Raw genomic sequence first — 26171 nt, 5'->3', positions numbered from 1 at the left:
ATGACCCGCTCATTACGCATCTTCTACATCGCGCTGTTCCTGGTGACCCTGCTGGTGCTCGGTCTGTGGTCGGTGCGCAGCTTCTTCGGCTTCAGCACCAACGCCGATGCGACAGTGCTCAACGGTCGCTGGACCAAGGCCGTGGAAACGCATTACGACGACGAGTTCCCGATCAAGCGCCTGGGCACCAACCTCTGGGCCGCGCTGGATTTCAAACTGTTCAACGAAGGTCGTCCGGGCGTGGTGCTCGGTCGCGACCAGTGGTTGTACAGCGATGAAGAATTCCACCCGGTGGTCAACGAAGAGCTGAACCTGCAAGGCAACTACGCGCTGGTCGAAGGCGTGCGCCAGACCTTGAAGGAAAAAGGCGTGCAACTGGTGATGGCGGTGGTGCCGGCCAAGGTGCGCCTGTACCCGGAACACCTCGGTGAAGTGAAACCGGCGAGCATCCACGCCAACCTCTACAAGGACTTCCACCAGCGCCTGGCCGCCGACCGGATTCCGGCCCCTGACCTGCTCGGCCCGCTGCAACAGGCCAAGCAGGATGGCCAGCAAGTGTTCCTGCGCACCGACACCCACTGGACGCCGCAAGGCGCCGAGATCGCTGCCAACCGTCTGGCCAAAACCATCGCCGACAAGTATCCGCTGAGCGGCGAGCCGCAGCGCTTCGTCACCGAACCTGCGGAAACCGTCACCCACAAGGGCGACCTGCGTCTGTTCCTGCCACTGGACCCGCTGTTCGAAAACCTGATGCCCAAGCAAGAAACCTTGCAGAAGCGCAATACGGTCGCGGCAGAAGATCAGCCCGCCGGCGACGACGCGCTGTTCGCCAACACCGAAGTGCCGGTGGCCCTGATCGGCACCAGCTACAGCGCCAACCCCAACTGGAACTTCGTCGGCGCGCTCAAGCAGGCGCTGCACAGCGACGTGGTCAATTACGCCGAAGACGGCCACGGCCCGATTCTGCCGATGCTCAGCTACCTGAAAAGCGATGCCTTCAAGAACAGCCCGCCACAGGTGCTGATCTGGGAGTTCCCTGAACGATATCTGCCCGTGAACAACGAAATCGGCGACGCCGACCCGCAGTGGGTCGCAGAGCTTAAACAAGCCGGCGCCCGCCAACAAAACGTAGCCAACATCAACAAATCCGAGACGCCCGACCGGGCGCAAAACTGAAAGAGAGGTACACCATGACTTTCACTACAACTCCTCGTCGTCTCGCTAAAAGCTTTGCCCTGGTTGCCGGCCTCAGCGTGCTGTCGGTACAGGCTTTCGCCGGTGGCGACGCCGCCCTGTACGGCCCGACCGCACCGAAAGGCTCGACCTTCGTGCGCATCTACAACGCCAGCAACGCCGAAGTCAGCGCCACCGTCGGCAGCACCAACCTGAGCGACGTCGCGCCACTGTCCAGCAGTGACTTCAGCTTCATGCCGGGCGGCGACTACAGCGCCAAGGTCGGTAGCCAGAGCCTGCCGGTGAAATTGGCCGGCGACCACTATTACACCTTGGTCAACAACGCCAGCAGCGCACCGCAACTGATCGAAGAGCCGCCGTTCAAGAACAAGCAGAAGTCCCTGGTACGCATGCAAAACCTCAGCGACAAGGCGCTGACCCTGAAGACCGCCGATGGCAAGACCGACGTGGTCCCGAACGTGGCAGCCAAAGGCCGTGGCGAACGTGAAATCAACCCGGTGAAGGTCAGCCTGGCGCTGTATGACGGCGCAACCAAAGTCGGCGACGTAAAACCGGTCGCCCTGGAACGCGGTGAAGCCGCGGTGCTGTACGTCACCGGCAGCGGCAGCAGCCTGTCGCCGGTCTGGGTGAAACGCCCGGTGTCGACGCGCTAATGATTTTTCCGCAGAGGTAACGTCGATCTCTGTAGGAGCTGCCGCAGGCTGCGATCTTTTGATTCTCAGCGTCATTGAATACGCCAAAAGATCGCAGCCTTCGGCAGCTCCTGCACAGGCAGCGCAACCCCTGCGACACGGAACAAAAACAAGAGTGAAACGACAGAACGCAGTAGCTCTAACCAATCGATATTCAAGGAGTAACAACATGATTCCGGTGATCTTGTCAGGTGGTAGTGGCTCACGTCTTTGGCCGCTTTCCCGCAAACAATTCCCTAAACAGTTCCTGGCCCTGACCGGCGAACACACCCTGTTCCAGCAAACCCTGGAACGCCTGGTGTTCGAAGGGATGGACTCGCCAATCGTGGTCTGCAACAAGGACCACCGCTTCATCGTCAACGAGCAATTAGCGGCGCGCAAACTGGAAACCCAACGCATCCTGATGGAACCGTTCGGTCGCAACACCGCGCCGGCCGTGGCCCTGACTGCGATGATGCTGGTCAGTGAAGGTCGCGACGAGCTGATGCTGGTACTGCCGGCCGACCACGTGCTGGAAGACCAGAAGGCCCTGCAACGCGCCCTGGCCCTGGCCACCGTCGCCGCCGAAAACGGTGAAATGGTGCTGTTCGGCGTGCCGGCCACCAAGCCGGAAACCGGTTATGGCTACATCAAGTCGACCAACGACTCGCTGCTGCCTGAAGGTGTCAGCCGCGTCTCGCACTTCGTCGAAAAACCCGACGTGAAGCGCGCCACCGAGTTCGTCCAGTCCGGCGGTTACTTCTGGAACAGCGGCATGTTCCTGTTCCGCGCCAGCCGCTTCCTGGAAGAGCTGAAGAAGCACGATCCGGACATCTACGACACCTGCCTGCTGACCCTGGAACGCAGCCATCAGGATGCCGACACCATCACCTTCGACGAAGCCACCTTCGCCTGCTGCCCGGACAATTCCATCGACTACTCGGTGATGGAAAAAACCCAACGCGCCTGCGTCGTGCCGCTGACCGCTGGCTGGAGCGATGTCGGCTGCTGGTCGTCGTTGTGGGAAGTCAATAAAAAAGACGCCAACGGCAACGTCACCAAAGGCGACGTGGTGATCCAGGACAGCAAAAACTGCATGATCCACGGCAACGGCAAACTGGTGTCGGTGATCGGCCTGGAAAACATCGTCGTGGTCGAAACCAAGGACGCCATGATGATCGCCCACAAGGACAAGGTCCAAGGCGTGAAACAGATGGTCAACACCCTCAACGAACAAGGCCGCAGCGAAACCCAGAACCACTGCGAGGTCTACCGTCCGTGGGGCTCCTACGACTCGGTGGACATGGGCGGGCGCTTCCAGGTCAAGCACATCTCGGTCAAACCGGGCGCTTGCCTGTCGCTGCAGATGCACCACCACCGCGCCGAACACTGGATCGTGGTCAGCGGCACCGCCGAGGTGACCTGTGACGAGAACGTGTTCCTGCTGACCGAGAACCAGTCGACCTATATTCCGATTGCTTCGGTGCATCGCCTGCGTAACCCGGGGAAGATCCCGTTGGAGATCATCGAGGTGCAGTCGGGGAGCTATCTGGGTGAGGACGATATCGAGCGGTTTGAGGATATCTACGGGCGCTCGACGCCGATTGAGCGTGGGGTTGCGGTGAAGACTATCGCGCAGTAAGCGATTGGTACTAAAGAAGCCCTCATCCAGTCCGCTGCGCTCCCTATCCGCAGTGGGTTGGGTGGGGGCTTTTTTTCTGTTGCTACCAGAGACGGCCTTGCGACGTTGAGTTTTCAAGATGTTATGCGAAAGGCCAATATATTTGTGTTTGTTTGGTAAACAACCTTACTTCGTCGAGATTATAATCAGGCGCCTTAAAAATATCCCCCTGCCCACGCTTTTTATAAAAGTCGTCAGCACGAAAAAGCTGCTCCCCTTCAAAATCAGGTACGCGAATTGAATTGGGATCTGCCGGATTTGAACGAACCATTGGAATACGATCGGATATAAATGTACTCGAAAAATCGACACCGTTTCTTTGAAGGAAATGCAACGTATGAATTTTCTGTTCCATATTAGGCTGATAGTGACCACTTTTGTTCTCTATAAACACGATACGCCCCTTATACAATGTCATCATCCCAGCATCCAACACCCTGCCACCTGCAAATGCGCTGGAATGATGAAACTTATAGTCTTGTTGCTTGTAAATCACGAGCTGCTTATTATTTGGAGAGTCAGCATCCCAACCTAGCACATAATTCATTTGTGAGCGCTTCCAGTCAAACGCCGTAGTAGTTTTAGGGGTTTTCACTGTTACTAACTTCCCTCCAATAGAAATATCAGCTGACGAAGTTAATAGCTGGCTCTCACCTAAAGAAGTCAATGAATAAATCCGTTTATTCATTATAGAAACCGTGTGAAACCGGCGTTCTTCGTCCGAAAAATATACAACCCCTCTGAACTGCCGAGAGCTGTCGGTAACCCGTGATGGGTCAGATATGTTTTCGGCGGCATACTGAGGTGAACGCTTGCTACCTAACATCGGATGACTTAAGGATTCAGAACGCGTCTCAGGATAAAGTAGGGAAATGGCACGCTGCCACCTCTCTCCTACCAGTCCATAAGCATCTTTTTTATTAACCGGATTATTGGTAACTGCTGCAAAAAAATTTTGACCATCTGCGTCCGATGCCGGATCCGGGTTCAACCACCGCTGCCACCCCGCCATGTAATACCTGAACCCATAGTAGTAAAGCCCCGTCGCATCCCGCTCCTTCCCCGAATAACGCACCGTTCTGTAACTCGCTTCTACCTCCCCGCGTCCGGCGAACCACGCGGTCGTGCCAAACGGGTGATAACGCTCCTGGCTGATCACTTCACCGTCCTTATCAAGCTCCAAGGTGCAGGAGCCCAAGTGGTCGTTGAGGTGGTAGCGATACTGATCATTGCCCATGCCGTTCGGCGGCTCGGACTCCCAATGCAATACCCGCACACTGCTGCGCCCGGTCTGCACGCTGATCACCTGCAAGACTTCGCCCATGCCACTGTGGTTACGCAGCTCCAGATTCGGCAGATAACGGGTTTCAGCGATCAGCGTCCGTACATCTGTGTGGGTCTCACGGACTTTACGCAGGCGCATGCCGTCAGCGCCGTAGACATAACGTTCGCGGTCGTTGGTACCTGAGTCACGTTCCACTGGCCGCACTTCGCCCAACTGGTTGCGCAGGTCCCATGCCAAGGCCTGCCCCGGTTGCAGGTTGAGCAAGTTACCGTTGCCATCGAAGTCTTGGCGGAAGTCGTCCTCACCGGGGTCAACGCCTTCCAGTACCGGCAGGCAACGGTTGCTGTGCGCCGCCGCGACCAGTCGATGGCCATGACTTTGCGGACCTTCGTGGGTCAGCTCCAGCAGATTGCTGCCCGCATCGTAGCGATAGGTCTGGCGGTAGTTGGCGCGGGGCGCAGGGTCATCGAAAGTCGAAAACTGTGGACCCTTATTGGCGCCGCCCGCTTCCCAGCCGGTGGCTTCGATCAGTTGCGAGAGGCTGTCGTACCCATAACGATTGACCGGCTCAATCCGCTGGTTGGCAAAGTAGCGAATCGGCTGCGGCGCATCCTCGATGCTCAGCACATTGCCCACCGGGTCGTAGGCGTAGCGCAGGTCTTGCAGGGCTTCGTTGCCGCGTTGCGCCTGGAGGCGGATCAGGCGCCCATTCTGCGCGTCGTATTCCTGCGTGGTGATCACGCCGTTGCCGGCGACTTCCCGTTCGGTCTGGCCATGGGCGTTGTAGGCGATGGCGTTGATCAGCGTTTTCGGAGTGGATGCGCCGTTGAGTTGCAGACGCACCGCGCGCAACTGGCCGTCGAGGGTCTGGCTGAACAACTGGCGGTGACCTTTCGCATCGGTCTGATGGGAGACCTCGCCCAATGCGTTGACCTGTGAACGGGTGGTGGCGCCCTCGCCCGGTTCCAGCAGCAACTCGCGATCCGCTATCGACTCGGGCCAGTCCGGCAACGTCAGGTCGTTCAGAAAATGCCGCGTCTGCTCCAGCACCGCGCCGTGCAAGCCGAACTCGGTAAACCGCTGCGTGCCCGCCGGGTCATCATGGCGAATCAGTTGCCCGCATTGGTTGTGCTCGGTAGCGACCTGATCGCTCGCGCCATAACCCAAACGCTCCGTGCAAAGCGCATCGCCGTCCACGGCTTGCTCGAACACCGATACCGGGCGCAGTTGAGTGTCGTACCGCATCCAGCGCTGCGAGTCCCGGCCATCCCAGTGGTGGAGCGGTTGCCCCGCCTCACCCGACAGCGCCACACGCCACCCGGCATCGACGCTGTTGGTACTCAACACCGCGCCGGACAGGGCGTAAACCGTTTGCAGATTGGCCGGTGCCGAAGCGTCCAGAAACAACCGCGGGTCCCACTGCGCAATCACTCGCCCTGCCCAATCATGGACCGTACGGTTGACCCGTGCCTGAGGAGGCACACCTTCAATGTCACGCCAGTAACCCACAGCGCGGACTGGCAACCCCCGAGGGTCCCTTGCAGTCAGGCTTGGGGTGTGGCGGTGGATTGAAAGGGTTGCTGGCACTGTAGCCGCTCCGGAATCACTCCCCTCATCTAAGCCTGTCGATCAAGTGCCCCGCTACTGTCAGAAATTACAGGGCCGACAGACGGCCTTCTGTACCATCGGCACGCCCCGCCCATCGCCAACCCCACCTGCGCTTAGGTAGGATGACCCTCTCTATTCCCGAGATTTACGTCATGTTCATCGGCGTCCTGCTGGTCATCACCTGGCTGATCCTGTTGTTGCGCTATCCAGCCAAGGCCTTGCCCGTTTCCATGGCCGCCGCCGCGGGGTTGGGCATCGTCGCCACCTGGGTCATCTGGATGGATCACCGCGAACTCAAGCAGCTGCAACGCCTGGAGTTGCGCATCAGCTACGCGCCTCAGCAATGTCCCGCCGATCGGCCACTGCAATTGACCCTGAACAACGGCAATGACGTGCCGCTAACCGAGCTGCGCTGGCGAGTGGCGGCTTATGCACCGGGCGATACGGTGAACCTGGCCGACAACCAATACACCGCCCCACGCTATCGCGGCCCCGGCGAATTGCAGGCCGGTGGCAACTGGGAAGATTGCTTGCCGCTGCCGCCATTGCGTCCTGGCTACCGTCCGGAAACCCTGGAGTTTCGCGCCGAGCGGTTGCAGGGTAGTTTTTCCGACTGATCCCTCCCCCATTTTTTTGCACAAGGAATGCGCCATGCCCGTTGCGTTGATTACCGGTTGTTCCAGTGGCATCGGCCGTGCCCTTGCCGATGCGTTCAAGGGCGCTGGTTATGAAGTCTGGGCCAGTGCGCGCAAGGTCGAAGATGTCGCCATGCTGAGCGCTGCCGGATTTACCGCCGTGCAACTTGACGTAAACGACGGTGTTGCCCTTGAGCAGTTGAGCGACCGCATCAACCAGGAGCGCGGTGGTCTCGACGTGCTGATCAACAACGCGGGTTATGGCGCCATGGGACCACTGCTCGATGGCGGCGTACCGGCCATGCAACGCCAGTTCGAAACTAATGTGTTCGCTGTCGTTGGCGTCACTCGCGCGATGTTTCCTGTGCTGCGCCGGACCAAAGGATTGGTCGTGAATATCGGCAGCGTTTCGGGTGTGTTGGTCACGCCATTCGCCGGCGCCTACTGCGCCTCGAAAGCCGCCGTGCATGCCTTGAGCGATGCCTTGCGCATGGAACTGGCGCCGTTCGGCGTGCGAGTGATGGAAGTCCAGCCGGGGGCCATCGCTTCCAGCTTCGCCAGGAATGCCGGGCACGAAGCCGAGCAACTGATCAGTGAGCAATCGCCATGGTTTCCGCTGCGCGAAGGCATTCGCGCCCGGGCCAGGGCTTCCCAGGACAAACCGACCCCGGCCAGTGAATTCGCCGCCGGATTGCTCAAGGCTGTGCAGCAGAACAAACCTGCGCGACTGGTGCGCCTGGGCAATGGCAGTCGTGCATTGCCGCTGATGGCCAGTTTGTTACCCAAGGGTTTGCTCGAATCCGGGCTGATGAAGCGGTTCGGGTTGCGCGGGCAGCTCTGAAACCGAGTCGCCGCTATCGCGAGCAGGCTCACTCCTACATTGAAATGCGTTTCCCTGTAGGAGTGAGCCTGCTCGCGATGGCGTCAGAACAGACACTGCAAAATTTCAGGAATGACTTCCATGACCGACTACACCGAATACTTCGACGAAGTGATCCAGGCCCACGTAGCCATCGAACAATGGCTGGCCGAAGAGCGGGACGCGTCCGAACTCGAACAACTGTTGACCCGTTTTTCGCCGCAGTTCTCCATGGTCTCGCCGCTCGGTCGGGTGCTGGATTTTGACGCGCTGAAAGAATTGTTCACGCTGGCGGGCGGCAAGAAACTCGGGTTCCGCATCGAGCTCAGTGAGTTGCGTGGCATTGCGTTGTACGACGGCGGCGCGACCGTGAGTTACCGCGAACAACAGACCGATGCGACCGGACTGCACTCGGATCGTCGCTCCACGGTGGTGTTTGAAAAACACGCCGATGGCCGGGTGATCTGGCGGCATCTGCATGAGACGTTTTGCAAGGAGTGAACCTCTGTCTTATGCCTGCGAGACCGAACCGGTCTACCTGTCATGCACCATTGTCCTGCTTCACCACCACCGTGCACGTGATCCCCGCCGCCAACAGCACCCCTTCCGGCACTTCATCGATGTGGATGCGCACCGGCACCCGTTGCGCCAGGCGAACCCAGTTGAAGGTCGGGTTTACATCGGCGATCAACTCGCGGCTCTCCGGGTTGTCGCGGTCGTAGATGCCACGCGAGATGCTTTCCACGTGGCCCTTGAGTACTTCGCCGCTCATCAGTTGCATGTCGGCCTTATCACCCACGCGCACATGGGGCAGCTTGGTTTCTTCGAAGAAGCCGTAGACCCAGAACGAGTTCATGTCGACCACGGCCATTTTCGCCTCGCCGATGCGCGCGTAGTCGCCGCGATGCACGTTGAGGTTGGTGACATAGCCGTCTACCGCCGCACGCACTTCAGTGCGTTTGAGATTGAGTTCGGCGGCTTCCAGTTGCGCCTTGGCCTGTTGGTAATCGGCCAGGGCCGAGTCAGCAAGATTGCTGGCGTCGTCACGGTTTTCCCGGGAGATCACCAGGTTGTCCATATCGGCTCGACGATAGGCGTTGACCTTGCGCATCTCCCAGGTCGCCTTGCGCGATGCCACCAGACTTTGAGCCTGCTTGACTGCAAGACGGTAGTGCTCGGGGTCGATCTGCATCAGCAAATCGCCCTTCTTCACCAGTTGGTTGTCGCGCACCGGCACGTCCACCACTTCGCCGGTAACGTCGGCGGCGACGTTGATGATGTCGGCGCGCACGCGGCCGTCACGGGTCCACGGCGTGTTCATGTAGTGCTCCCACAAGGAGCGGCCGATCCACAGCGCGAGGGCCAGCACCAGCAAGGTCGCGAGCAGGCTGAAAAACTTTTTCATCGGGGCATTCTCAGTGATAGAGAGTCAACGGTAGACAGTCAGCGCCAACGCGCCGAACAGACAGGTAAACAGGCTCAGGCGCAGCAACGCCGGGTGCCAGAAGAAGCGGTACAGATCGAACCCGGACAGGAACCGGTCGAGCGCCCAGGCAAGCGCCGCCGCGATGAAAAACATCAGGGTCATGGTCGGCATGTACACGCCGTGGAAGGCGAATTCACGAGGCATGTGCAAGTCCTTGTGGCTGGTTGCTGGCGAAGGTGGCAAGCGGTGATTGCGGGTCGAGCAGCGAGGTGCGGATGAAGTGCAGGTAGCTCTTCACCCGGCGCAACGCCGAGGTATCGAAGTGTGGGGCGAAGGGTTCGTCGGTGGACTGCACACGGCTGATGGCGTGATCGACTGCGACCAGAGCGCGTTCGAGGTTGCTGCTGTTCGGTTGCAGGAACAGCCGCACCAGTGCACGCCCCATCACCCGGATCGACTGGCGCCATGGCTGGGATTCGGCATAGGCCGGATGCACCGGCAGAATCGCCTGTTCCTTGCGCAATTCGATGATCGCGTGACCGACTTCCAGCACCACGAACATCCAGCGCAGCAATTCGCGCTGCACTTGCGGTTGCCCCGCCGCGAAGCCGTAGGCCTGATGCACCAGATCGCGGGTGCGGCTTTCGAAGCTCGACGCCAGCCCCTTGAGCTTGCCGCTGATGGCGTACACCACCTGACCGCGCAGGTCCTGCTCCAGCCGACGCCACAACCAGCGGCTGTTGGGCGGCAGAATGATCGCCCCGGCCGCTGCGCACACCAGCATGCCCAGCACCATGGCGATGTAGTCGTTGATGAAGGTGTAGGGGTTGTAGACCGTGAGGTTGTCCGGCACCGAACCGGTGCTGAAGAAGATCAGCAAGCCCAGGCCGACGCCGACATATTGCGGCCGCGAGGTCAGGAACGAGCCGAATACGATCACCGGTGCGAGCATCACGCACAACAATGGAAATCCGTCGATCCACGGGAAAATGAAAAACATCTCGACAAAGCCGATCAGCGCCCCGAGCAATGTCCCGCACGCCATCTGAAAGGCCATGCGTTTCGGGTTCGGGGTGGCGGCGGACAAGCCCACGGTTGCAGCAGCGATCAGGGTCATGGTCGCGCCGCTCGGCCAGGCGGTTGCCACCCAGTAGCTGCCCAAAACCACCAGGATGAACGCTGCGCGAATCCCCGATGCCGCCGCGGCCATCCAGTTGGTTTGCGGGGTGAACGGCTCGTCCCAGCGCTCCCGCTCGTGACTGTGATCGGCCAGGGAGGCGTGGGTCTGCGCATAACCGTGCAGGTCGTCGACGAAGCGATAGAGCAGCTCGTACGCGGTGTGGAAATCCAGTTGTTCAGCATCGCTCGGATTTTGCTGCTGGAACGTCGCCCGCAGACAGCGTACCCGCGCCGGCAAACCTTCTTTGTATGCGGTCAGCACCGCGACCAGACGCGCCGCATCGGCGCTGGTCAGGGCACGACCGCTGAAGCCGTCGAGCAATTCGGCGAGGTCCTGCAAACCCGGTTTGATCGCCGCCGCCACCTGGTCCGCCGCGCTGTTGCGCAAGCGTTCGAGCAACTGGTGCAAGGCGTTGAAGCGCGTGGTGATGCCCATGAACTCGCTGTTCAGGCGACTGAGCCGGCCATTGCGTCGACGCATGTGCGGGTCTTCAAACACAGTGACGCTGCGCAAGCCTTCCAGGCCCACCGCTTCGGCGATGAAACGCACGTTGCCGGCCTCGAACGCATCGCGCTGACTGCGACCGCGCAAGCCGTCGGTGACGAACAGGGCGAACACGCCAAAGCGCTGATACAAGGCATTGCGCATCGCCGCGCTCGCCGATTGCGGCAGGATGGCGGCACTGATCAGGGTCGAACAGAGAATGCCCAACGAGATTTCCAGCACCCGCCAGACCGCCGCCATGAACGCACCCTCCGGATGGGCCAATGCGGGCAAGCCGACCATCGCGGCGGTGTATCCTGCGAGTACGAAACCGTAGGCGCGGAAGTTGCGGCAGCGGGCGGCGCCGGCCGTGCAGATGCCGACCCAGATCGCCAGCGAACCGAGGAACAATTCTGTGTTCTGCGCAAACAGGGCGATCAGCGCGACCATCACCGCCGACCCGGCCAAGGTGCCGAGGAAACGATAGAAACTCTTGGCGAACACCTGGCCGCTTTGCGGCTGCATGACGATGAACACGGTGATCATCGCCGTGCGCGGTTGCGGCAGCTCCAGGCGCATGGCCAGCCACAGCGTCAGGAACGCGGCGAACAGCACCTTGAAGATGTAGACCCAGGTCACGCCGTCGCTGCGTGCCCAGTCGAAGAAACCCCGGCGCCATTCCAGGGAGTACAGCCAGCGCAAGGGTGCGGGCAAGGGAGTCATGAAATCCTCTGTAGGAGCGAGCCAGCTCGCGATAGCGGAGTATCAGTCGACATCAATGTTGGATGTGCCGCCCTCATCGCGAGCAGGCTCGCTCCCACAGGTTTGGTGTTCAATTCGAGAAGCTCTTAAGTAGAGCCGGAGTTTTCGGCACATCGGTCTGGCTGTCTTTCGGCACATCGTTGCCCGCCCCCAGACCGCCGCCCAACGCCGTCACCAGCTCTGCATGAGCACTCAACCGCGCCGCCTGAACCTGCTGCTGCACTTGCTGCTGCTTGAACAGCAGGGTCTGGGCGTTGAGCACGTTGAGGTAGTCGGTCAGGCCACGCTGATAGGCGATCATCGCGATGTCGTAGGTCTTCTGCGCGGTGGCCACCGACTCGGCGGCGAAAGCCTGTTGCTTGTCCATGGACTCGCGGCGGATCAACTGGTCGGAGATGTTTTTCAGCGCGTTGACCAGGGTCTGGTTGTACTTGGCCACGGCGATGTCATACCCGGCCGAGGCTTCGCCCAGTTCCGAGCGCAAACGCCCGCCGTCGAAGATCGGCAGCGAAATCGCCGGCCCCACGCTGTAGTTGAGTTTCTTGCCGGTCAGGAACTCCAGCGCCCCGCCGCCGGTGGCCATGTAGCCGAGGCTGCCGACCAGGTCGACGTTCGGGTAGAAACCGGCATGGGCGACATCGATGCCCCGCGCCTGCGCCGCCACTTGCCAGCGGCTGGCGACCACGTCCGGGCGCTGCCCGAGCAATTGCGCCGGCAGCGAAGACGGCAGTTTCAGTGGCGCACCCAGCGACAGCGTTGGCCGCTGCAACTGCGCGCCTTCCCCGGGTCCCTTACCGGCCAGGGCCGCGAGTTGGTTGCGGCTCAAGGCGATTTCTTCGTCGAGGGCATCGAGCTGGCGATGGGTTTCCGGCAGCGGCGTCTCGGCCTGGCTGACTTCGAAATGAGTGCCGATGCCACCGTTCAGGCGTTTTTGCGCCAGCTCGAGAATCTGCTGTTGCTGCTTCAAGGTCGCTTCAACGATGTCCCGTTGCGCGTAATGCAGCGAGAGCTCGATGTAGACCCGGACGATGTTGTCCTGCAATTCGAGCTGGGCCTGGCGCGCTTCGGCGACGCTCATGTGCGCCATGTCCACGGCGCGCTCGGTGGCATTGCTTTCACGGCCCCAGAGGTCGAGGGCATAACTGAAACCCAGCGCCGCGTTGTTATCCCAGGTAGTGCTGTTGGCCAGTTCGCCGGGGCCATAGAACTGGTCGGTCGGCCAGTTGTGACGCTTGAGGGTGGACTCGCCATTGATCTGCAGGGACTCGGCTGCTTCGGCCACGCCGGCCATGGACCTGGCCTGACGCACCCGGGCGGCGGCCATGGCCAAGCTCGGGCTGCCTTGCAGGGCGAGGTCGATCCAGCGATTCAGTTGCGGGTCGCCATAGGCTTGCCACCATTGCGCGGTGGGCCAATGCGCATCTTGTGCGGCGCTCTGGATCGCTTCGTCGGTAGCCAGTGAATTGGCCTCCAGCGCCTTGCCCTGCGGGGCAATACCTCCGGTTCCGATGCAGCCGCTGATTGCCAGGGTTAAAGCCAAAACACTGAGCGGCTGAAGCGCTCTGCTGATGCGACGCGGCACTGCTGCGATTTCCTGAGGTGGGGAGATGTTCTGTGCGTAGGAGCTGCCGAAGGCTGCAATCTTTTGACGTTGCTTTTAGAAGCGAAGATCAAAAGATCGCAGCCTTCGGCAGCTCCTACAGAGGTGAGCGCAATTCTATGGGGCGGCCTGAAGGGCGATAAGCTGGGATTCCTGTGAATCTTTGTTACCGTTAACGAGATAATCCGTAGGTAGATCCTTAGTCGCCTGTAAATAAACAGAAGCTTCGTGTCACAATTTGTCATTCGACGAGAGAGCACCCCATGGACACTTTGCAAAACATGCGCGCCTTCAGTTACGTGGCCGAGGCCGGCAGCTTCACCGCCGCCGCCGTACAACTGGACACCACCACGGCCAACGTCTCGCGCGCGGTCTCCAACCTGGAAGCCCACCTGCAAACCCGTCTGCTCAACCGAACGACCCGACGTATCGCCCTGACCGAAGCCGGCAAGCGCTACCTGTTGCGCTGCGAACAGATCCTGGCCTACGTCGAAGAAGCCGAAGCCGAGGCCAGCGACGCCCACGCCCGCCCGGCCGGGCAACTGAAAGTGCACACCATGACCGGCATCGGCCAGCACTTCGTGATCGACGCCATCGCCCGCTACCGCAAGACCCACCCGGACGTGACCTTCGACCTGACCATGGCCAACCGCGTGCCGGACCTGCTCGACGAAGGCTACGACGTGTCCATCGTCCTCGCCAGCGAACTACCGGATTCGGGTTTCGTCTCCCAACGCCTGGGCATCACCTACAGCATCGTTTGCGCCTCGCCGGCCTACGTCAAAGCCAACGGCTGCGCACAAAAACCCAGCGACCTGCTCAACCACGCCTGCCTGCGCCTGGTCAGCCCGGTGATTCCGCTGGAAAAATGGGCCTTCGACGGTCCTGACGGCCAGGAAATGGTCACCATCAACAGCTCACCCTTCCTGGTGAACTCCGCCGACGCGATGAAATCCGCGATCATCAGCGGCATGGGCGTTGGCGTCCTGCCGCTGTACGCCGCGATAGAAGGCCTGCGCAACGGCACGCTGGTCCGCATGATGCCCAAATACCGCTCGCAGGAACTGAACCTGTACGCCATCTACCCGTCGCGCCAGTACCTGGATGCGAAGATCAAGACCTGGGTCGAGTATTTGCGCGGATCGTTGCCGGAATTGCTGGCGGCGCATCAGGCGGAACTGGCGGCGTATGAACTGAGCGGGAGTTTGGGTGGGGTTCGGGTGGCGAATTGATTCATCGGTTCAGAGATTGATCCCTTGTGGGAGCGAGCCTGCTCGCGATAGCGTTCTCACATTCAAATCTCTGCGAGCAGATACACCGCTTTCGCGAGCAGGCTCGCTCCCACAGTTTGAGTTGTGTACATCCTTGACGGACTGGTCGGCTGTCTGGCCGCCATCGCGAGCAAGTCGGATCGCCGCACCGTCGCTCCCACAAAAGAGCAAAAACAGATCAGCGTACACCCACGCTTCTCACCACTCATCAGGCCGAGCGTTAGCTCGCCTGCAGCTCTTGATCCACACGCCCCCTCGAGAGGCCGAGTGGAGGTTCTGCGTAGTGGGCAACCCGGCATGGATGCCGGGTTAGCCGCCCCCGGCCATGGATGGCCGATGGCGGCGGGCCCACGGAGCAGGACCGGAGCGAGGGCATGCCGAGCCTAGGCGAGGCACCGAACGTCAGGGGCAAGAGCCCTTGGTTACTTGGGGCTTTTCCAAGTGACCCGCCGTAAGGGCGGAACCGATAGCCGCCATTACCGAAGAAACGGATATGTACACGGTCACCCACAACATGGTCGGCCCAAAGGCCGCCAAGACCTAACCAAACCGCAAACTGACAGCGCCGTCAGTTAGCCGTCACCCTCCTGACCAGCAAACAGGTTTATAAAGGAAAATACCTTACCCACCTACCGACCACCCAGCCCCGGCGCCCCACTCGCATGCGAATCCAGAAAAAATCCGCCCTGCTCGTCGCCCTTCTGATCGTCCTGGCAGCGCTGGGCCTGTGGTATGCCACCAAACCGGCCAAAGCCAAACTCGCCATCTCCACCGCCATCCCCGTGCGAGTGGTCGCCGTCGCCGAAAAAGACGTACCGCGCTACGTCAGCGGCATCGGTTCGGTGCTGTCCCTGCACAGCGTCGTGGTCCGCCCGCAAATCGACGGCATTCTCACCAAAATCATGGTCAAGGAAGGCCAACTGGTGAAAAAAGACGACCTGCTGGCCACCATCGACGACCGCTCGATCCGCGCCAGCCTCGATCAGGCCCGGGCACAACTGGGCGAAAGCCAGGCGCAACTGCAAGTGGCGCAAGTCAACCTCAAGCGCTACAAGCTGCTGAGTGTCGACGACGGCGTGTCCAAGCAGACTTACGACCAGCAACAAGCCTTGGTCAACCAACTCAAGGCCACCGCCCAAGGCAACCAGGCCTCGATTGATTCCGCCGAGGTACAGCTTTCCTACACACAAATTCGCTCACCGGTCAGCGGCCGTGTCGGTATTCGCACGGTGGACGAAGGCAACTTCCTGCGCATGACCGACACCAAGGGCCTGTTCACTGTGACCCAGATCGACCCGATCGCCGTGGAGTTCTCCCTGCCGCAGCAAATGCTGCCGACCCTGCAAGGCCTGATCAACGACCCGCAACACACTCAGGTAAAGGCCTACATCGGTGCCGACACCGACGGCGAAACCGGCAACCTGCTCGGCGAAGGTCACCTGACCCTGATTGACAACCAGATCAACGCCAACACCGGCACCATCCGCGCCAAGGCCGAATTCGACAATCCGGGGCAGAAGCTCTGGCCGGGCCTGCTGGTGACGGTAAAGATTCAGACAGCCCTGGATAAAGATGCGCTGGTGGTGCCGCCGACAGTCGTACAACGCGGCCTCGACCAGCACTTCGTGTACCGGGTCAATGGGGACAAGGTCGAAGCCGTACAGGTGCAGATGGTCTATCAAGGCAGCGGCCAGGACATCATCAAGGGTGTGAAGCCGGGTGATGTACTGGTCAGCGATGGTCAGTCGCGGCTCAAGCCCGGCGCTACCGTGCAAGTGCTGACCGAGCCGCCGCAAGTGGTGCGATCGGAGGCGGCGCAATGAAGGGCCATGGTTCGGTTTCAGCCTGGTGCATCGACCACCCGGTGGCCACGGTCCTGCTGACGTTCGCCCTGGTGCTGCTGGGTGTCATAGCGTTTCCGCGCCTGCCGGTAGCGCCGTTGCCGGAGGCAGAATTCCCGACCATCCAGGTGGCCGCGCAACTGCCCGGCGCCAGCCCGGAAACCATGGCTTCCTCGGTGGCCACGCCTCTTGAAGTGCAATTCAGTGCCATTCCCGGCGTAACCCAGATGACCTCGAGCAGTGCACTGGGCTCGACCAACCTGACCCTGCAATTCACCCTCGACAAGAGCATCGACACCGCTGCCCAGGAAGTCCAGGCAGCGATCAACACCGCCGCGGGCAAACTGCCCAAGGACATGCCGAACCTGCCGACCTGGCGCAAGGTCAACCCCGCGGACAGCCCGGTGCTGATCCTCAGCGTCAACTCCTCGCTGATGCCCGGCCCGGAGCTCAGTGACCTGACGGAAACCCTGTTGTCCCGTCAGCTCAGTCAGGTCGACGGTGTAGGCCAGGTCGTCATCACCGGTCAGCAGCGTCCGGCGATCCGCGTCCAGGTTTCGGCGGACAAGCTCGCGGCCATCGGCCTGACCCTCGCCGACATCCGCCTGGCGATCCAGCAGACCAGCCTCAATCTGGCCAAGGGTGCGCTGTACGGGGAGTCGAGCATCTCGACCCTGTCCACCAACGACCAGTTGTTTCACCCGGAGGACTACAGCCAGCTGATTGTTTCCTACAAGGACGGTGCACCGGTTCATCTGCGCGATGTCGCCAAAGTCGTCAACGGTTCGGAAGATGCCTACATCCAGGCTTGGGCGGGCTCGCAACCGGGGGTCAACCTGGTGATCTTCCGCCAGCCTGGCGCCAACATCGTCGAGACCGTGGACCGCATCCAGGCCGCCTTGCCGGCACTGGAGGCGATGCTCCCCGCCTCGGTGCAGGTCAAGACGCTGATCGACCGCACCCAGACCATCCGTGCCTCGCTGCATGAAGTGGAAATCACCCTGCTGATTGCAATCATGTTGGTGGTGGCGGTAATGGCACTGTTCCTGCGCCAACTGTCGGCCACACTGATCGTGTCGGCAGTGCTCGGCGTGTCACTGATCGCCAGTTTTGCGCTGATGTATGTGATGGGCTTCAGCCTGAACAACCTCACGCTGGTAGCGATTGTGGTCGCCGTGGGGTTCGTGGTCGATGATGCGATCGTGGTGGTGGAGAACATTCACCGCCATCTCGAGGCCGGCGAAGGCATGCGCGAGGCCGCGATCAAAGGCGCTGGCGAGATCGGATTTACCGTGATTTCGATCAGCTTCTCGCTGGTGGCAGCGTTCATTCCGCTGCTGTTCATGGGCGGCGTGGTTGGGCGACTGTTCAAGGAGTTCGCCCTGACCGCCACTTCCACCATCATGATTTCAGTGGTGGTTTCGCTGACGTTGGCACCGACCCTCGCTGCACTGTTCATGCGCGCGCCAGTGCATCATGCCCACGACAAACCGGGTTTCGGTGAGCGCCTGTTGGCGTGGTACGAAAAAGGCTTGCGTCGTGCCCTCGCCCACCAGAAATTGATGATCGGCGTGTTCGGCCTGTCGCTGGGGTTGGCGGTCGCCGGTTACATATTTATCCCTAAAGGTTTCTTCCCGATTCAAGACACCGGCTTCGTCCTCGGTACCACTGAAGCGGCCGCCGATATTTCCTACGGCGACATGGTGAAAAAACACCTGGCGATGGCCGAAATCGTCGCCGCCGACCCCGCTGTCGAAACGTTCTCGCACTCAGTCGGCGTCTCGGGCAGTAACCAGACCATCGCCAACGGCCGCTTCTGGATCACCCTGAAAAAACGCAGCGACCGCGATGTCTCCGCCAGCCAGTTCATCGACCGGATTCGTCCGCAACTGATGAAAGTGCCGGGTATCGTCCTGTACCTGCGCGCCGGCCAGGACATCAACCTCAGCTCCGGCCCGAGCCGCGCCCAGTATCAATATGTGCTCAAGAGCAACGATGGCCCGACCCTGAGCACCTGGACCCAGCGCCTGACGGAAAAACTGCGCGCCAACCCGGCCTTCCGCGACATTTCCAACGACCTGCAACTGGGCGGCAGCATCACCCACATCAGCATCGACCGCAGCGCCGCCGCACGTTTCGGCCTCACCGCCAGCGACGTCGACGAAGCCCTGTACGATGCCTTCGGCCAGCGCCAGATCAATGAATTCCAGACCCAGGTCAACCAGTACAACGTGATCCTGGAGCTGGACACCAAGCAACGCGGCAAGGCCGAGAGCCTCAATTACTTCTACCTGCGCTCGCCCCTGAGCGGGGAAATGGTGCCGCTGTCGGCCCTGGCCAGGTTCGATGCGCCGACCATCGGCCCGCTGTCCATCGCTCATGACGGGATGTTCCCGGCGGCCAACCTGTCGTTCAACCTGGCCCCCGGCGTGGCGTTGGGCGATGCGGTGATCTTGCTCAACCAGGCCAAGACCGACATCGGCATGCCGACCGCCATCAGCGGCAATTTCCAGGGCGCGGCCCAGGCGTTCCAGAGCTCGCTGGCCAGCCAGCCGTGGCTGATTCTGGCGGCGCTGGTGGCGGTGTACATCATTCTCGGTGTGCTCTACGAGAGTTTCGTGCATCCACTGACGATCATTTCGACCTTGCCTTCGGCGGGCCTCGGCGCGGTGATCATGCTGTGGATTTGCGGCCAGGACTTTTCGATCATGGCCTTGATCGGCCTGGTGCTGCTGATCGGTATCGTCAAGAAAAACGGCATCCTGATGATCGACTTCGCCCTCGAAGCACAGCGCAATGGCGGACTGTCGCCTGAAGAAGCGATCTTCAAGGCCTGCATCACACGGTTCCGGCCGATCATCATGACCACCCTCGCCGCCCTGCTCGGCGCCCTGCCGCTGATGCTCGGTTACGGCACCGGCGCCGAATTGCGCCAGCCCCTGGGGATCGCGGTGGTCGGCGGTTTGCTGGTGAGCCAGGCGCTGACGCTGTTCACCACGCCGGTCATATACTTGTGGCTGGAGCGGCTATTCCATCGGCCTAAAGCAGCACCGGATCCGGCGCTGGCGACCACAGACTGAGGCGGGGTCATGCGCGTTCTGATTATCGAAGACGAAGAAAAAACCGCGGACTATCTGCATCGCGGCCTGACGGAACAGGGTTTCACCGTGGATCTGGCACGCGATGGTGTGGAAGGCCTGCACCTGGCGCTGGAGAGCGACTACGCGGTGATCGTCCTCGACGTGATGCTGCCGGGCCTCGACGGCTTCGGTGTGTTGCGCGCCCTGCGTGCGCGCAAGCAAACCCCGGTGATCATGCTCACCGCCCGCGAGCGTGTGGAAGATCGCATCAAGGGCCTGCGTGAAGGCGCCGATGACTATCTGGGCAAACCGTTTTCCTTCCTTGAACTGGTGGCACGCCTGCAAGCGCTGACCCGGCGCAGCGGTGGCCATGAACCAATGCAAGTGAGCATCGCCGACCTGTGGATAGATTTGATCAGCCGCAAGGCGACCCGAGGTGGCGCACGGCTGGACCTGACTGCCAAGGAGTTCTCGCTGCTCAGTGTGCTGGCCCGGCGCCAAGGTGAAATCCTGTCGAAAACCGCCATTGCCGAAATGGTCTGGGACATCAATTTCGACAGCGACGCCAACGTCGTCGAAGTCGCGATCAAACGCCTGCGGGCCAAGCTCGACGGGCCGTTCGAAGAGAAACTGCTGCACACCATTCGTGGCATGGGTTATGTGCTGGAGAGCCGTGGTGTCCGGTAACTCGATCGCGCTGCGTTTAAGCGGGATGTTTACGCTGGTGGCGCTTCTGGTCTTTCTGTTGATCGGCTGGGCTTTGTACCAACAGGTCGACAAAGGCCTGGGCCTGTTGCCGGAAGCCGAACTGGATGCGCGCTACAGCGTGCTCGAATCCACGGTCGGCCGTTACGGCACGCCCGAGCATTGGGTGAAGATCAACAACAAGCTCAATCTGCTGAGCGAAGAAGACAAGCGCATCAGTTTCTGGATCATCAGCGGCGATCCACACTACGAATACGGCAACCTGACACCGCAAATCCGCGCCTTTGCCCAAGGGCCGCTGGGCACCCGCGACATGCATCTGCCGGATCACCCCTATCCGTTGAAAGTGCTGGTCAGCGAATTCCCGGCCAAGGATCAGCGCCCAGCGCTGCGCTTCATGATCGCCATCGATACCGAGACGTTTTTCCACACCCAGCATCAATTGCTGATCGCGCTGATCAGCCTGGCGATTGTCGGCGTGCTGCTGGCCTCGGCACTGGGTTACTGGGTGGCTCGGATCGGGCTCAAGCCGCTGATCAAACTGTCCCAGGAAGCCCAGCGCCTGGCCCCGCCGTTGCGCTCGGGGCGCTTGCGATTGTCACCGTTGCCGCCGGAACTCGATCAATTCGTCAGCTCGTTCAACTCGACCCTGGAACGGGTCGAGCAAGCCTACTCGCGCCTTGAATCGTTCAACGCCGACGTCGCCCACGAACTGCGCTCGCCACTGACCAACCTGATCGGCCAGACCCAGGTCGCGTTGACCCGCGGACGCTCCGCCGAGCATTACTTCGAAGTGCTGCAATCGAACCTCGAAGAGCTTGAGCGACTGCGTTCGATCATCAACGACATGCTGTTCCTCGCCAGCGCCGATCAGGGCAGCAAGGCGACCAAACTCACCTCAACCTCGCTGGCTGATGAGGTGGCCACGACCCTGGAGTATCTGGATTTCATTCTCGAGGACGCTCAGGTCCGGGTTGAGGTCAGTGGTGACGCACAAGTGCGGATCGAGATCGCTCATCTGCGCCGGGCGTTGATCAATCTGCTGAACAACGCGGTGCAGCACACCGCGCCCGGGCAGGTGATTCTAGTGCGGATCGAAGCCCAGGAGCATCAAGTCAGCATCGGCGTCGCCAACCCCGGTTCGCCGATTGCCCGTGAACACCTGCCACGGCTGTTCGAGCGCTTCTACCGGGTCGATGCCTCGCGCAGCAACAGCGGCCACAATCACGGATTGGGGCTGGCCATCGTCAAGGCGATAGCGTTGATGCACGGCGGCGATGTGTTCGTGCGCAGTGACGATGGGATGAATACCTTCGGTATCCATCTCCCGGTCTGACACACCTGGAAAGTCAAAAGATCGCAGCCTGCGGCAGCTCCTACAGTTGGACTGTTTTTCTGTAGGAGCTGCCGCAGGCTGCGATCTTTGCTTTTAGCGTAATAGTCCTTTCATGAATCCACTCTTTTTCCCCTCGCCCCATATCCTTATCTTTGCCCGCACCAAACAGCACTTGCCAAGCAAGAAGGTTTTAAAGATGTCCAACAGTATGGGTATTGCCAGCGCTTTCGTTTTGTCCTCTTTGTTCCTGTCGCCCTTGGCGATGGCGGAAGAATCGCAGACTTTCGTCGCGCATAACGCTGCACGCGCTGCGACGTTCGGAGAGCATCAGATCGAAATGACCGCCAAGGCTGCGCAAGACGCCCAGGCCCCGCAAGCATCCAGCACTCAGGCGCAGCCACAGGCCGAGAAAGACAGCTGATCTGCACCGATCACTCCCGTTTCCCTCGACACTTTTCTTCGGCTCTTCCCTTTGAAAAGTTGTCTTCAAGGCCGCTGCTGTCAGCGGCTTTTTTTATAGTGGCGACTCAACCTTCATTGCAATTTTTGCAACGAAACTCACTGACGCCCACGCCATCGATCAATCGTTCGAGCAACAGGAACGATTCACTCGGCTGCTACGTTTATGCAACTACGCTTACAACGTCCCTCTAGCAGACGTCAGCCCTATGACCGCAAGCCGCACCCCGAATTTTCAAGGCCCGCCCGGGCGACCCGAGATCATGGTGATCCTCGGCAGCACCCTGACTGTCATCTCGATCCTGTGCATCGTCACTTACCTGCTGATCCGCGAACACGCCTACGCCCAGCAGACCGCCACACGCAGCGCGACTACCATTGCGCAACTGATCGATGCCGATGTCCTGCGTACGGTCGAGCTCTATGATTTGACCTTGCAGGGTCTGATCGCCGCCGCCCAACGGGACGACCTGAAACAGGTTTCGCCGCAGATCCGTCATCTGGTGCTGTTCGAGCGCTCCACCACCGCGCGCTACAAGGGCGACATCCTGCTGCTGGACAAGCACGGCGACGTGCTGGCCGACTCATCATTGATCGAGCCGAAACCGGGCAACTTCGCTGACCGCGATTATTTCCTGGCCCATGTCTTCAATCCCGGCACCGGCATGTTTATCAGCCGACCGTTCAAACCGCGCTGCGACTGCGATGACAACGACGAATGGCGCATCAGTTTCAGCCGGCGCATTTCCTCTCCCACGGGAGAGTTTCTGGGGGTCGCTGTGGCGTCGATGCGCATGAGCTATTTCGACCAGCTGTTCAGCAGCCTCGACATCGGCACCGGCAGTACGCTGGGCATCATCAACGATGACGGGATTCTCCTGGCGCAGAAACCGTACCGGGAAAAAAACGCCATCGGCAAAAGCTTCTCCAGCCGCCCCAACGTCGTACGCATGCTGCAGGAGCGCAGTGGTACCTTCGAAAGCGTGTCGAGTGTCGACCATCAACAGCGCCTGTACACCTTTTCCCGGGTCGGCAACCTGCCGCTGACCGTCATCGTGGCCCTTTCCATCGATGAAGTGTTCGCCACCTGGAACCGCACTGCCTATGTGATCAGCGGTGCTACCGGGGTTTTGTGCATCGGTTTGTTATGGCTGACCTGGCTGCTCTGCCGCGAGCTGCGCCTGCGCCAACATGTCGAGCAGGAATTGGCGCAGTTGGCAGCCACCGATGCCTTGACCGGCGTGGCCAACCGTCGATCCCTCGATCAAACCCTGCGCCATGAATGGTTTCGTGCGCAGCGCAGCGGCAAGCCGTTGTCGTTGCTGATGATTGATGCCGATCACTTCAAGGCCTTCAATGATCGGCACGGGCATCAGGCCGGCGACGATGCCTTACGGGCATTGGCCGAGGTTATCCGCGCCAATGTCCATCGCCCGGCAGACCTGGTGGCTCGCTATGGTGGCGAAGAGTTTTCAGTGGTCCTGGCCGAAACTGGCAGTGAAGGCGCGCAGCAGATCGCCGAACATATCCGCGAGGCGGTGCAAAAACTGCCACTGGTGGACGCCGGCGAGCGACCGATGAGCGTGAGTATTGGTATTGCCACCTGGACGGCGGGCAGCGATATCAACCTGGAGCAATTGCTGTTCAGTGCGGACAAGGCGTTGTATCAGGCTAAGGAAGGGGGGCGTAATCGGGTTGTTTGTGCGGATTAAAGCAAAGATCAAAAGATCGCCCGAAGGCTCGGTCCGCGCTCGGGCGATCTTTTGCTTCATAAAAAAAGGCCACCCGAAGGCAGCCTTTAAAAACTAGAGAGGTTTTTACTTACACGGCCGCAACCGGACGCATGTAAGAGATCGGTGCAGTGCTGGCGTCTTCGAACGTCACGACTTCCCAGGCATCTGTCTGCTCAATCAACTTGCGCAGCAGCTGGTTGTTCAGTGCGTGGCCGGACTTGAAGCCCTTGAACTCACCAATCAGGCTATTGCCCAGCAGGTAGAGGTCACCAATTGCATCGAGAATCTTGTGCTTCACGAATTCGTCTTCATAGCGAAGGCCGTCTTCGTTCAGTACGCCATCGGCGTCGACCACAATAGCGTTTTCAACACTGCCGCCGAGTGCGAGGTTGTGCTTGCGCAGGTACTCGATGTCACTCATGAAACCAAAGGTACGGGCGCGGCTGACTTCTTTTACAAACGAAGTGCTGGAAAAATCCACGCTTGCACTTTGGGTGCGGTCACGGAAAACCGGGTGATCGAAATCGATCTCAAAGCTCACCTTGAACCCTTCGAAAGGGACGAAAGTGGCGCGCTTGTCGCCGTCTTCCACTGTCACTTCACGCAGGATGCGGATGAACTTCTTGGCAGCGTCCTGTTCTTCCAGGCCAGCCGATTGAATCAGGAATACGAAAGGTCCAGCGCTACCATCCATGATCGGGACTTCGGACGCGGAGAGCTCGACGTAGGCGTTATCGATGCCCAGGCCTGCCATGGCCGAGAGCAAGTGCTCTACCGTGTCCACTTTGACGTCACCGTTAACGAGCGTGGTCGACATAGTGGTTTCACCAACGTTTTCCGCGCGGGCAGGAATCTGCACCACGGGGTCGAGGTCGGCGCGACAAAACACAATGCCGGTGTCGACGGGCGCTGGCTTGAGGGTCAGGTAGACCTTCTCCCCGGAGTGCAGGCCGACACCTGTGGCACGGATAATATTCTTCAGGGTGCGTTGTTTAATCATGGCATGGGCCGCTTCAGCGCAAATTGCGAACTGGTATCAACAAAGGCTGGCGATGATAGCAGACCAGACCTTTGCTGAACACCAATCACCCTAATACCCCTGATACATTTCATCAATCGGCCTGACGACGCAGGAATGCCGGGATGTCCAGGTAGTCCAGGTCATCTTGCGGATTCATCTTCGCGGCAGTCGCAGCACCGGCCTGAGCCTGGTTGCGCATGACGGTCGGACGGTCCAGGTCACGGTAGTTCACCGCTGGAGCTTCCTGACGAACAGAGGTCTGTTGTTGCGGCTGGGAAGCCATCGACGTGTGCACGGTATTGTCGATGATCTTCACCGGCTTCTCGATTTTAGCGCCTAAACCTGTGGCAACGACAGTCACGTGCAGCTCGTCGCGCATGTCCGGATCGATAACGGTACCGACCTTGACCATGGCGTGCTCGGAAGCGAACGCCTCGATGATGCTGCCCACGTCGGAGTATTCACCTAGGGACAGATCCGGACCGGCAGTAATGTTCACCAGGATGCCGCGAGCGCCTTGCAGGTTCACGTCTTCGAGCAACGGGTTGCGAATGGCCGCTTCGGTGGCCTCACGTGCACGGTTCGGACCGCTGGCGCAGCCAGTGCCCATCATCGCCATGCCCATTTCGCTCATCACGGTACGCACGTCGGCGAAGTCGACGTTGATCATGCCCGGACGCTTGATGATGTCGGAGATACCGCGAACAGCACCGGCCAGTACATCGTCGGCCTTGGCGAAAGCCGACAAGAGGCTTGCGTCTTTACCGAGGATGGTCAGCAGCTTCTCGTTGGGAATGGTGATCAACGAGTCGACGCTTTCAGACAGCAGACGGATGCCTTCGTCGGCGATCTGCATGCGCTTGCGACCTTCGAACGGGAACGGACGAGTCACCACCGCAACGGTGAGAATGCCCATTTCCTTGGCCACTTCAGCAATGATTGGCGCAGCACCGGTACCGGTACCACCGCCCATGCCCGTGGTGATGAACACCATATTGGTGCCCTGCAGGACTTCGGCAATGCGCTCACGATCTTCCAGAGCGGCCTGACGACCTACTTCAGGGTTGGCGCCAGCGCCGAGACCTTTGGTCACGCCGGTGCCCAGTTGCAGGATGGTCCGCGCGCCGATGCTTTTCAGCGCTTGGGCATCAGTGTTGGCGCAGATGAATTCAACGCCTTCAATGTTGCTCTTGACCATGTGGTTGACAGCGTTGCCGCCGCCACCGCCGACACCGATAACTTTGATTACCGGGCTTGCGGGGATGTTGTCTACGAGTTCGAACATTTTCCCTCTCCTTTACATTCTCTAGTTTTTTCGCCTACTGCGTGCTTCGGTGTAGC

General features: G+C 60.2%; 20 protein-coding genes. 13 read left to right on the top strand and 7 right to left on the bottom strand.

Annotation, left to right across the window (positions count from 1 at the left end):
* The 3 genes from AC1DWG_RS09035 to AC1DWG_RS09025 all read left to right on the top strand — a co-directional run bounded on the left by AC1DWG_RS09035 (position 1) and on the right by AC1DWG_RS09025 (position 3507).
* Positions 1-1176: an alginate O-acetyltransferase gene (locus AC1DWG_RS09035; protein ID WP_477762671.1), complete on the top strand. Its 1176-nt coding sequence runs from the start codon at positions 1-3 to the stop codon at positions 1174-1176.
* Positions 1177-1190: 14 nt separating this feature from the next.
* Positions 1191-1847: an alginate O-acetyltransferase AlgF gene (locus AC1DWG_RS09030; RefSeq protein ID WP_477762670.1), complete on the top strand. Its 657-nt coding sequence runs from the start codon at positions 1191-1193 to the stop codon at positions 1845-1847.
* Positions 1848-2055: 208 nt separating this feature from the next.
* Positions 2056-3507: a mannose-1-phosphate guanylyltransferase/mannose-6-phosphate isomerase gene (locus AC1DWG_RS09025; RefSeq protein WP_477760623.1), complete on the top strand. Its 1452-nt coding sequence runs from the start codon at positions 2056-2058 to the stop codon at positions 3505-3507.
* A 121-nt stretch (positions 3508-3628) separates the two neighbouring features.
* Here AC1DWG_RS09025 and AC1DWG_RS09020 read toward each other — a convergent pair whose 3' ends face one another.
* A complete protein-coding gene (locus tag AC1DWG_RS09020; RefSeq protein ID WP_477787671.1) occupies positions 3629-6262 on the bottom strand; it encodes an RHS repeat domain-containing protein in 2634 nt (877 codons plus the stop codon).
* Positions 6263-6591: 329 nt separating this feature from the next.
* Between AC1DWG_RS09020 and AC1DWG_RS09015 the strand changes: the two genes are divergently transcribed.
* From AC1DWG_RS09015 to AC1DWG_RS09005, 3 genes are all read left to right on the top strand, one after another.
* A complete protein-coding gene (locus AC1DWG_RS09015; protein ID WP_108214937.1) occupies positions 6592-7056 on the top strand; it encodes a multidrug transporter in 465 nt (154 codons plus the stop codon).
* A 34-nt stretch (positions 7057-7090) separates the two neighbouring features.
* Entirely contained in the window at positions 7091-7915 is an 825-nt protein-coding gene (locus AC1DWG_RS09010) for an SDR family oxidoreductase (RefSeq protein ID WP_477762667.1), read from the top strand.
* Positions 7916-8035: 120 nt separating this feature from the next.
* Positions 8036-8434, top strand: a complete 399-nt coding sequence (locus tag AC1DWG_RS09005; RefSeq protein WP_477762666.1) for a DUF4440 domain-containing protein — start codon at positions 8036-8038, stop codon at positions 8432-8434.
* 40 nt (positions 8435-8474) lie between these two features.
* Here AC1DWG_RS09005 and AC1DWG_RS09000 read toward each other — a convergent pair whose 3' ends face one another.
* The 4 genes from AC1DWG_RS09000 to AC1DWG_RS08985 all read right to left on the bottom strand — a co-directional run bounded on the left by AC1DWG_RS09000 (position 8475) and on the right by AC1DWG_RS08985 (position 13366).
* A complete protein-coding gene (locus AC1DWG_RS09000) occupies positions 8475-9338 on the bottom strand; it encodes an efflux RND transporter periplasmic adaptor subunit (RefSeq protein WP_477762665.1) in 864 nt (287 codons plus the stop codon).
* Positions 9339-9362: 24 nt separating this feature from the next.
* A complete protein-coding gene (locus AC1DWG_RS08995; protein WP_477753196.1) occupies positions 9363-9563 on the bottom strand; it encodes a DUF1656 domain-containing protein in 201 nt (66 codons plus the stop codon).
* A complete protein-coding gene (locus AC1DWG_RS08990) occupies positions 9553-11745 on the bottom strand; it encodes an FUSC family protein (protein WP_477787670.1) in 2193 nt (730 codons plus the stop codon). The genes AC1DWG_RS08995 and AC1DWG_RS08990 overlap by 11 nt, the downstream gene beginning before the upstream one ends.
* 109 nt (positions 11746-11854) lie before the next feature.
* Positions 11855-13366, bottom strand: a complete 1512-nt coding sequence (locus AC1DWG_RS08985; RefSeq protein WP_477762662.1) for an efflux transporter outer membrane subunit — start codon at positions 13364-13366, stop codon at positions 11855-11857.
* A 281-nt stretch (positions 13367-13647) separates the two neighbouring features.
* Here AC1DWG_RS08985 and AC1DWG_RS08980 point away from each other — a divergent pair, with 281 nt between their 5' ends.
* The 7 genes from AC1DWG_RS08980 to AC1DWG_RS08950 all read left to right on the top strand — a co-directional run bounded on the left by AC1DWG_RS08980 (position 13648) and on the right by AC1DWG_RS08950 (position 23788).
* Positions 13648-14616: a LysR family transcriptional regulator gene (locus AC1DWG_RS08980; protein WP_477753193.1), complete on the top strand. Its 969-nt coding sequence runs from the start codon at positions 13648-13650 to the stop codon at positions 14614-14616.
* A gap of 701 nt (positions 14617-15317) precedes the next feature.
* Positions 15318-16478 carry an efflux RND transporter periplasmic adaptor subunit gene (locus tag AC1DWG_RS08975; protein WP_477762661.1) on the top strand — a complete coding sequence of 387 codons (1161 nt, stop codon included), beginning with the start codon at positions 15318-15320 and terminating at the stop codon, positions 16476-16478.
* Positions 16475-19576: a multidrug efflux RND transporter permease subunit gene (locus tag AC1DWG_RS08970; protein ID WP_477787669.1), complete on the top strand. Its 3102-nt coding sequence runs from the start codon at positions 16475-16477 to the stop codon at positions 19574-19576. The genes AC1DWG_RS08975 and AC1DWG_RS08970 overlap by 4 nt, the downstream gene beginning before the upstream one ends.
* Before the next feature lie 9 nt (positions 19577-19585).
* Positions 19586-20263: a heavy metal response regulator transcription factor gene (locus AC1DWG_RS08965; RefSeq protein ID WP_477762659.1), complete on the top strand. Its 678-nt coding sequence runs from the start codon at positions 19586-19588 to the stop codon at positions 20261-20263.
* Entirely contained in the window at positions 20253-21617 is a 1365-nt protein-coding gene (locus AC1DWG_RS08960) for a heavy metal sensor histidine kinase (RefSeq protein WP_477787668.1), read from the top strand. Before AC1DWG_RS08965 ends, AC1DWG_RS08960 begins: the two co-directional genes overlap by 11 nt.
* A 196-nt stretch (positions 21618-21813) precedes the next feature.
* Positions 21814-22038 carry a hypothetical protein gene (locus AC1DWG_RS08955; protein WP_477760640.1) on the top strand — a complete coding sequence of 75 codons (225 nt, stop codon included), beginning with the start codon at positions 21814-21816 and terminating at the stop codon, positions 22036-22038.
* 247 nt (positions 22039-22285) lie between these two features.
* Positions 22286-23788: a sensor domain-containing diguanylate cyclase gene (locus AC1DWG_RS08950; RefSeq protein ID WP_477787667.1), complete on the top strand. Its 1503-nt coding sequence runs from the start codon at positions 22286-22288 to the stop codon at positions 23786-23788.
* A gap of 109 nt (positions 23789-23897) precedes the next feature.
* Here the strand turns inward: AC1DWG_RS08950 and lpxC are convergent, their stop codons facing one another.
* Both lpxC and ftsZ read right to left on the bottom strand, forming a co-directional pair.
* A complete protein-coding gene (lpxC, locus tag AC1DWG_RS08945) occupies positions 23898-24809 on the bottom strand; it encodes a UDP-3-O-acyl-N-acetylglucosamine deacetylase (protein WP_007939852.1) in 912 nt (303 codons plus the stop codon).
* A 112-nt stretch (positions 24810-24921) separates the two neighbouring features.
* Positions 24922-26115 (bottom strand): cell division protein FtsZ, encoded by a 1194-nt coding sequence (gene ftsZ / locus AC1DWG_RS08940; RefSeq protein WP_477762656.1) that lies wholly within the window; start codon positions 26113-26115, stop codon positions 24922-24924.
* Positions 26116-26171: the final 56 nt, after the last annotated feature.

The organism is Pseudomonas sp. P4_B3, from assembly GCF_056402295.1.
Note: the sequence above shows the minus strand (reverse complement) of the source record. Positions and strands in the feature narration are given on the sequence as shown.